Consider the following 8,481-nt stretch of genomic DNA (forward strand, 5'->3'; position numbering starts at 1 on the left):
GCGCCCGCCGCCGGGCGGACGGCGGCGTCCGGCGCGGGCCTTCAGCGGGCGGGCCGCGGCGCGCGCGCCATCGCCGGGCTCATGCGGCGGGCATAGACGTCGGTCGTGGTGACCGGGTTGTTCATGTAGAACTCGTCGCGCGGGAAGATGTCGGTCAGCGGCGGGTCCTGGCGCGGCATGCCGGGCGTCCAGGCGATCGGCGGGGCGGCAAAGAGCGCGCTCCAGTCGCGGAAGGCGGGGTTGCCGCGACGCAGGTGCTCGGCGGTGGCGGGCGCCTCCAGCGCCGCGGCCAGGCGCTCGGCGTCGAAGGGAATGGGGTCGTTCGACCCGATCAGCACCGCCACGGGCATCAGCAGCAGCGTGTGCGGGAAGACCGCGGCGAAGGTCTCGGCCGCGCGCTGGGAGGGCGCCCATTGCACGTAGATCCCGCCCGGGGCCAGACGCTCGCGCACCTGCTCGAGGAACTCGGCGCTGTAGAGCAGGCCGGAATGCGAGGCCTCCGGCAGGATGGCATCGGCCTCGATGATGTCGTAGCGGCGGTACTCCTTCGCCAAAGTCCGGCGGCCATCGCCGTATTCGAGACGCCAGCGCGGGTCCCGGAACATTTGCGCCATCGGGCTGCCCGGGTGGCGGCGGCCCACCTCCTCGAGCGCGGTCAGCACCGGGCCGACCAGCTCGATGGCGCGGACGCGGCTTTCCGGGCGCACGCCGGCGGCCCAGGGCGTGCCGCCCGAGCCCACGCCGATCACCAGAACCTCGCGCGGGTTGGGGTGGATCAGCGGCCCGACGGCGCCGAGGAACTGGTGGATCGGCAGGAAGGGGATGCGCCCCTGGCTGAAGCCCTGGATGAAGAAGGGCCCGTCGGCGCGCCCGTCCTCTGCCCGCTCGTCGCGGAAATAGGCCACGCCCGAGCGGTCCTCGGCCCAGGCGGCGACCTGGCCCGAGCGTTCGTGGTGCAGCCGCGTCCAGAAGGCGGCATTGCCTGGCAGCGCGAAGACCAGCACGGCGCAGGCGAGCGCGAGGCCGGCCTCGACCGGGCGCTTCGCCACCCCCGCGCGCCAAAGCCAGAAGCCCACCAGCAGCAGCGAGAGCACCGCGAGCAGCTTCAGCGTTCCCGCCGTGCCGAGCAGGTGGAAGGTGACCAGCCCCGTCAGGATCGACCCCGCCGCATTGCCGGCGATGTTGGCCAGCTGCACCCAGCCGACGCGCGCGCCGACGCTGGACAGGTCGCGTTGCACCGCGCGCTGCACGAACGGGAAGGTCATGCCAATGAGGAAGGATGGCGGGGCCACCACCACCACAGTGATCGCAATCGCCACCAGCAGCGGCCCGCCCTGCATCCGGTTGCGGTCGACCGAGAGCCAGTCCGCCAGCGGCCAGAGCGGCAACAGGTACCACAGTGCCAGCAGCAGCACCGTGGCGAGCACGAAGCCGGCCGATTGCGTGATGAAGAAGGCCGGGCGCGGGTCCTCCATGCGGCGGACCATGCGTGCGGCAATCGCCATGCCTGCCCCGTCCGCCAGCAGGAAGATGCCGAGCACGGTGGGGAACAGATAAGCATGGTACTGCCCGACCTGACCCATCATGCGCACCCAGACGATCTCGAGCGCCACGATCACGTAGCCCGAGAGGAAGACCAGCAGGCACCACAGCGGCAGGCCGCCATAGCGCGCGTCGTCGGCCGTATCGCCGGCGGGCGCGGCGGGCGCGGGGGCCTCGCGGAGCCGGCGCAGCAGCGTGAGCGAGAGCGCGGCGGCGAAGAACTCGAGCCCGGCCGCCAGCCACAGCGCGGCCACGAAGCCCAGGTGCCCGACCAGCAGCCAGCCGCCCAGCAACGCGCCCAGCCCCGCGCCCAGCGTGTTCAGGCCATAAAGCGTGCCGATCCGCTCGGCGATGTCCTCGCGTGAGGTCGCCACCGCGCGCGCCAGCAGCGGCAGGGAGGCGCCCATCAGCGTGGTCGGCAGCACCAGCCCTGCGAAGCACAGCGCGAAGATGGCCGGCGCGGCATCCACCACCCCGGCCATGTCGGTGGCGAGCCAGTCGTACAGGAAGGGCTTGGACAGCAGCGCGAAGACGCCGACGCCGATCTCGGCGAGCGCGAAGCCCGCCAGCGCGCGCGCGGGGCTCAGCCGGTCCGCGACCTTCGCCCCGATGATGGAGCCGAGCCCGAGCCCGGCCAGGAAGGCCCCCACCACCAGCGCGGCGGAAATCGTATCGGACCCGGCGAAGATGCCGAGCATGCGCTGCCAGACGATCTGGCACAGCAGCGCAGCGAACCCCGTCGCGAAGAACGCGACGGCGAGGCGCGACATCATCGCGTTGGACCCCTGCTTCCCAGTGGCCGCCCCCCTTGGCTGGCCGCTTTCCATCCTGAGAACCATGGCGGCCGAATTACGGCAAGGTCGCGCCCACGCCGGGAGGGCGCGGAGGCCGCCCTAACCGATGCGAAGCCGCCGGGCCACGACCAGCAGCACCCCCACGCCCCAGCCGAAGGCGCCGTTGATCAGCATGCTGCGCCACCAGCGGCCGGGGTCGAAGCCACCCATCAGCGGCTGCCCGCGCAGCGCCGCGACCACGGTGAAGCCCACCAGCACGCAGCCCACCGCACCCACCAGCAACCCGACCAGCATGGGCGGCCAGCCCGGCCGCGCCGCCAGGATGGCCGCGATCACGATGCCCCAGACCCCGCCCCAGAAGGCGATCGAGCCGAGCTGCGGCACCCCCAGGGGCGGCACCGGCCGAAGCTGGAACGGGGCGTTGGGCACCAGCCCCGCCAGATGCAGCAGCGCCACCGTGCCCTGGTGGAACACCAGGACCGACAGCGCGCCGGCCGCGAATCCGACGAGCGCGGTGCGCAGCGCCGTCATGGCCGCGGCACCGGGGTGCTGCGGCAGGGCCAGGGGTTCGAACAGGGCATCGCCGCCACCTTCATGCCGATCCCGCACAGAATGCGTCGCGCCGGACAGACCGGCAATGGCGCGCGCCAGGGGGCCACCTTGCCCGCGCGCGCCGTCCCGCGCAGGCTGCACCATCATCGATGAGCGGGAGAGACGCGGTGAACGGTGCCGAGAGCCTGGTGCATACCCTTCTTGGATGCGGCGTGGAGGTCTGCTTCGCCAACCCGGGCACGAGCGAGATGCATTTCGTCGCCGCGCTGGACCGCATCCCGGGCATGAAGTGTGTGCTCGGCCTGCAGGAGAACGTGGTCACCGGCATGGCCGATGGCTACTGGCGCATGACCGGCAAGCCCGCGGCGACGCTGCTGCATTGCGGCCCGGGCCTGGCGAACGGCCTGTCCAACCTGCACAACGCCCGGCGCGCACGCTCGGGCATAGTGAACTGCGTGGGCGACCAGGCGACCTATCACCGCCCCTTCGATGCGCCGCTGACCGCCGATACCGAAGGCTGGGCGCGCGGCGTCTCGCATTGGCTGCGCACCTCCACCAAGGCGAAGGATGTCGGCGCCGATGCGGCGGCCGCGGTGCAGGCAGCACGTACCGCACCGGGGCAGATCGCGACGCTGGTGCTGCCCTCCGACACCTGCTGGGACGAAGGGGGCGTGGTGGCCGCGCCGCTGCCCGTGCCGGTGGCGCAGCAGGCGGACCCCCTGGCCGTGCGCAACGCTGCGCGCATCCTGCGCGAGAAGAAGAACGTGCTGATCCTGCTCGGCGGTACGGCGCTGCGGGAGGGCGCGCAGGCGCTGGCCTGGCGCGCCGCCCAGGCGACCGGCGCGAAGCTGCTGGCCGAGGGCTCGAACGGCCGCGTGCAGCGCGGCCAGGGCCGCCTGCCGCTCGAACGCGTGCCCTATCCGGCCGATGTCGCGATCAAGGCGCTGGAATGGGTCGAGCACATCATCCTGGTGAATTCCCGGGGGCCGGTCGGCTTCTTCGCCTATCCGGGCAAGCCGTCGCTGCATTATCCCGCGACGGCGGAAGTCCATGTACTGACGCGCTACGAACAGGATGCCGAGGCGGCGCTGCGCGCGCTGTGCGACGAACTCGGCGCGCCGGCGGTGCCGATGCCCGATGTCGGCGCGCGCCCCGAAGCGGCCCGCGGCGCCCCCACGCCCGAGGGCCTGGCCCGCACCGTGGCGGCGCTGATGCCGGAGGAGGCGATCATCGCCGACGAAAGCGTGTCCTTCGGCCGCGGCTTCTACAGCGAGACCTTCGCCGCGCCGAAGCACGACTGGCTGCACATCACCGGCGGGGCGATCGGCTGCGGGCTGCCGCTGGCCACCGGGGCGGCGATCGGCGGCGGCGGGCGGCGCGTGATCAACCTGCAGGCCGATGGGTCGGCGATGTACACGGTGCAGGCGCTCTGGACCCAGGCGCGCGAGAGGCTGCCAGTCACCACCGTCATCCTGTCCAACCGCAAGTACCAGATCCTGCTCGGCGAGTACCAGAACGTCGGCGCCAATCCCGGGCGCACGGCGATGGACATGCTCGACCTCGGCAATCCCGACATCGGCTGGGTCAAGATGGCGGAGGCCATGGGCGTGGAGGCGGCGCAGGCCACCACGCTTGACCAGGTCGGCGACCTGATGGCGCAGTCCTTCGCGCGGCCCACGCCCTTCCTCATCGAACTGGTGATCTGACCATGGACATGCAACTTCACGGCAAGCGCGTGCTGGTCACGGGCGGCTCGAAGGGAATCGGCCTCGCCTGCGCCGAAGCCTTCGCCGCCGAGGGCTGCGACGTGGTGCTGTCGGCGCGCGATGCCGGCGCCCTCGCCGCCGCCGCTGACAAGCTGCGCGGCAAGGCCCAGGTGCGCGTCGAGACGATCGCTGCCGACCTCTCGCAGGATGCCGAGCGCGAGCGCCTGCACGCCGCCTTCCCCGACATCGACATCCTGGTGAACAACGCCGGCGCCATTCCCTCCGGGCGGCTGCAGGATATCACCATCGCGCGCTGGAAGCAGGCCTGGGACCTCAAGGTCTTCGGCTACATCCACCTCTGCCAACTCTACCTGCCGGCGATGGAGGCGCGGAAGTCGGGCGCGATCGTCAACATCATCGGCATGGCCGGGCGCGCGCCCCGCGCGGGCTACATCGCCGGCGGCGCGGGCAATGCGGCACTGATCGCCTTCACCTCCGCAATCGGAGCGGCGGCGCAGGCCAGTGGCGTGAAGGTGGTCGGCATCAACCCGGCAGTCACCAAGACCGACCGCATGCTGACCCAGGCGCGCACCAACGCGAAGCTGAAGTTCGGCGACGAGGAACGCTGGGCCGAGACGCTGACGGGCCTGCCCTTCGGCCGTGCGATCGAGGCCGCCGAGATCGCCGACCTCGCGGTGTTCCTGGCCTCCCCGCGCGGCCACTACGTCAACGGCACGGTGGTGGACGTGGATGGCGGCGGGATGTTCCGTGCCTGATCGCGCCAGACCAGGAAAGGAGGACCCGCCATGAAGGCCTACGTGATCGCGGTCGAGACCATCCACGACGATGCGATGTTCGCCGAATACCGCGGCCAGGTGATGCCGACCCTCGCACCCTTCGGCGCCAGCTTCGTCGTGCGGGGCGGGACGCTCACGGTGCTCGAGGGCGACTGGCCGCACCAGCGCACGGTGATCATCGAATTCCCATCGCGCGCGGCCGCCGAGGGCTGGTACGCCTCCCCTGCCTATCAGGCGGTGATCGGGCTCAGGCAGAGCAGTTCGACGGGCAGCCTCGTCATCGTCGACGGGCCGGCGTGAGGCCACGTCACCGCCGCCAGGGGCTGCTCCGCCAAACCTCGCCATAGGCGCGCGCCTGGTCGTCGACGAAGCGCGTCATGGTGGCGCGGTCCATGTGGCGCACGATCAGGAAGTCGCGCTCGGCCAGCGCGCGGAACTCCGGGTCGTTGGCCGTGCGGCGCACCGCTTCCTCCCAGCGCGCCAGGATGGGCGCGGGGGTGGCGGCGGGCAGCGCGAAGCCGCGCGCCGAGCCCACCAGCACGTCCACCCCCTGCTCGACGCCGGTGGGCAGGTCGGGCGCCTTGTCCCAGCGTTCGCGCTCCATGATCGCGACCACGCGCAGCGTGCCCTGGAGATGCGCGCGCACCGTCAGGCTGACGGTCGAGATCGACCCCGCCACGTGCCCCCCCTGCACCAGCTGCATCGCCTGCCCGGCACCTTGCGTCGGCACCCAGGTGAAGCGCGCGCCCGTCGCGCGCTCGATCGCCATCAGCGCGAGGTGCGGCGCGCTGCCGATCCCGGCGCCGGCGATGTTGATGGCCTCGGGCGCGGCGCGCGCCGCCTCCACCAGGTCGCGCAGGCTGCGATAGGGCGTGTCGGTGCCGACAAAGACCGTATAGGGCTCGTCCGTCAGGAGCCCGGCATAGGCGAAGCTGTCCACGCGGTAGCGCGGCGTGTTGTCGTAGAGCGCCGTGACCAGCGCGGGGAACGACACCAGTGCGACATGCCGCCCGTCAGGCGCGGCCGCCGCCACGTCGTTGAGCATCAGCATCCCGCCCGCCCCGGGCTTGTTCACCACGATGATCTGCGTCCCGCCGCCGAGGTGCTTCTCGAGGAAGGGTGCGGCCATGCGCGCCGCGAGGTCGATGTTCCCGCCCGGTGCGAAGCCCACATAGACCTGCACCGGCCGCTCCTGCGCGCGGGCGGCGATCGCGGGCAGCGCGAGCGCCCCGCCGAGGAGGATGCGACGCGTGCTCACCTGCAGTGTCTCCCCGCCATGGCAAGCGGAACCGTGCCCCGCCCGTGCCGCGCCGTGCAAGGCCGTTGCGCGGGTGCGCCGTTCCGCTAGGCTCGGCCCATCCATCGCGGAGCAGGCCGGATGCTGCGCTTCAGCAATTTCCTTTTCCCCGAGAGCCGCGACCCCGAGCGCGACGCCGATGTCATCGCCGACTGCGTCGCCGAGGCGAAGCTGTGCGACGAGCTCGGCGTGGAAGTGATCTGGTTGGCCGAGCACCACTTCGACGGCAACTGCGCCTATGTCGATCCGGTCACCTTCGCGGCCGCGATCCTGGCGGCGACGAAGCGCATCAAGGTCGGCTTCGCGGTGGCGCAGGTCTCGCTGCACCACCCGATGCGCCTCGCCGAGCAGATGTCGCTGCTCGACAATCTCGGGCGCGGGCGCGTCATCGTCGGCCTGGGCCGCGGCACCGCCTACAACGTTTACGAATACCAGGGCTACGGCATCGACCACGAGGAAGCCCTCGAGCGCTACGAGGAGGCCGAGGGCATCATGCTCAAGGCCTGGACCAGCCCGCAGGGCTTCCGCCACGAGGGCCGCTTCTGGACGCTGAACGTCCCGCGCCTGCGCCCCACGCCCTTCACCAGGCCGCACCCCTACCTGATCCGCGCGGCGTCGTCCGAGGATGGCGCGCTGCACCTGGCACGCCGCGGCCTGCCCTTCCTGATGAACGTGCAGTCCCTCGAGACGACGGCGAAGCGGCTCGTCGCCTATCGCGCGACCATGGCGGAAGCGGGCTTCGACGCCGCCCACATCGCCCGCTGCATGGATGAATCCTGGGTCTGGCGGAACGTCGTGGTGGCCGAGACCGACGAGGAAGCGCAGCGCATCGGCATCCCCGCCTTCGAGGCCATGCAGGCGCACCGCAAGCAGCTGCGCGAGAAGATCTACGCCGAGCAGGGCATCATCATGAAGAAGGAGGCGGTGCCCCCCGCGCGCGTGAACCCCGACCTCGCGCTGATCGCCGGCGCGCCGGCCACCGTCGCCGCGCGCATGGCCGAGATCGAGGCGACCGGCGTGGGCGGCGTGATCTGCTCCTTCCGGCTCGGCCCGATGCCGGCGGATGTGGCGGCGCGATCGATCCGGCTGTTCATGGAGCAGGTGGCACCGCGCTTCGCCGCCGCCGCGGTGCCGGCCGCGGCGGAGTAGCGCGGCCTCATATCAGGCGCACGAAGTTCCGACCTGCGGCCCGAAGAGCCGAGGCCGCGAATGCGGCCTGCCGGTCGTCCGGCGTCACGCCGCAGGCGTGCCTTCGGCACGACGCCAAGGCGGCCGGATGGCTGCCGCCCGCCGATTGAGGGGCACGAAGGTGAAACCTTCGTGCGCTGCTTATCACCCCGGCCCGGCGCGCATGCGCGCCAGCGGAAGGGCGATGTCGCAGACCAGCCCCTCGATGGGCCAGCGGCGTTCCACGCTGCCGCCCAGCTGGCCCGTGACGGTCGCCTCGATCACCCGCGAGCCCACGCCGCGCGTCATCGGGAAGGAGGGCGGCGGGCCGCCCGTCTCGGCCCAGCGGATATTCAGCAGGCCGGACTGCTCGTCCGCCTGCCAGGTGACCGCCACGCGCCCCGCCGGCGTCGAGAGCGCACCGTGCTTCGCCGCATTGGTCGCAAGCTCGTGCACCACCATGCCGAGCGGCTGCACCACCTCGGCGCGCAGGCGCAGCGGCGGGCCGTCCAGCGCGAAGCGCGCGCCGGCGGCGGTGCGCGCCTCCGCGGCGCCGCCGAAGGGCACGAGTTCCTCGGCCAGCAGCGTGCCGAGCGGCGCGCCGGTCCAGCGTTCCGCCGCCAGCA

The 8,481-nt window shown here is 72.1% G+C and carries 7 protein-coding genes and 1 pseudogene; 4 read left to right on the forward strand and 4 right to left on the reverse strand.

Annotated features, from left to right (window positions below; all coding sequences use genetic code 11):
• Positions 1-41 precede the first annotated feature (41 nt).
• The gene (locus HW578_RS18875; protein ID WP_198372261.1) at positions 42-2,315 is read right to left on the reverse strand and encodes a fused MFS/spermidine synthase; all 2,274 of its coding nucleotides are present in this window, start codon (positions 2,313-2,315) and stop codon (positions 42-44) included.
• 120 nt (positions 2,316-2,435) lie between these two features.
• On the reverse strand, positions 2,436-2,867 hold the full coding sequence (locus HW578_RS18880) for a hypothetical protein (RefSeq protein ID WP_232479113.1): 432 nt from the start codon (positions 2,865-2,867) through the stop codon (positions 2,436-2,438).
• A gap of 170 nt (positions 2,868-3,037) precedes the next feature.
• On the opposite strand from HW578_RS18880, the gene HW578_RS18885 reads away from it, so the two are divergent.
• From HW578_RS18885 to HW578_RS18895, 3 genes are read left to right on the forward strand one after another with little or no spacing between them, the layout of a single operon-like run.
• On the forward strand, positions 3,038-4,594 hold the full coding sequence (locus HW578_RS18885; protein ID WP_232479114.1) for an acetolactate synthase large subunit: 1,557 nt from the start codon (positions 3,038-3,040) through the stop codon (positions 4,592-4,594).
• A gap of 2 nt (positions 4,595-4,596) precedes the next feature.
• A complete protein-coding gene (locus tag HW578_RS18890) occupies positions 4,597-5,370 on the forward strand; it encodes a short-chain dehydrogenase/reductase (protein ID WP_198372264.1) in 774 nt (257 codons plus the stop codon).
• Between the two features lie 30 nt (positions 5,371-5,400).
• Positions 5,401-5,691 (forward strand): DUF1330 domain-containing protein, encoded by a 291-nt coding sequence (locus HW578_RS18895; RefSeq protein WP_198372265.1) that lies wholly within the window; start codon positions 5,401-5,403, stop codon positions 5,689-5,691.
• Between the two features lie 7 nt (positions 5,692-5,698).
• On the opposite strand, the gene HW578_RS18900 is transcribed toward HW578_RS18895, so the two are convergent.
• On the reverse strand, positions 5,699-6,649 hold the full coding sequence (locus tag HW578_RS18900) for a Bug family tripartite tricarboxylate transporter substrate binding protein (protein ID WP_198372266.1): 951 nt from the start codon (positions 6,647-6,649) through the stop codon (positions 5,699-5,701).
• Positions 6,650-6,769: 120 nt separating this feature from the next.
• On the opposite strand from HW578_RS18900, the gene HW578_RS18905 reads away from it, so the two are divergent.
• Positions 6,770-7,837 (forward strand): LLM class flavin-dependent oxidoreductase, encoded by a 1,068-nt coding sequence (locus HW578_RS18905; RefSeq protein ID WP_198372267.1) that lies wholly within the window; start codon positions 6,770-6,772, stop codon positions 7,835-7,837.
• 183 nt (positions 7,838-8,020) lie between these two features.
• Here HW578_RS18905 and HW578_RS18910 read toward each other — a convergent pair.
• Positions 8,021-8,481 (reverse strand): annotated as a pseudogene (locus tag HW578_RS18910) (HWE histidine kinase domain-containing protein); the annotation flags it as partial.

Origin of the sequence: Roseomonas rosulenta (genome assembly GCF_016106005.1) — a bacterium.
Taxonomy (GTDB): Bacteria; Pseudomonadota; Alphaproteobacteria; order Acetobacterales; family Acetobacteraceae; genus Neoroseomonas; species Neoroseomonas rosulenta.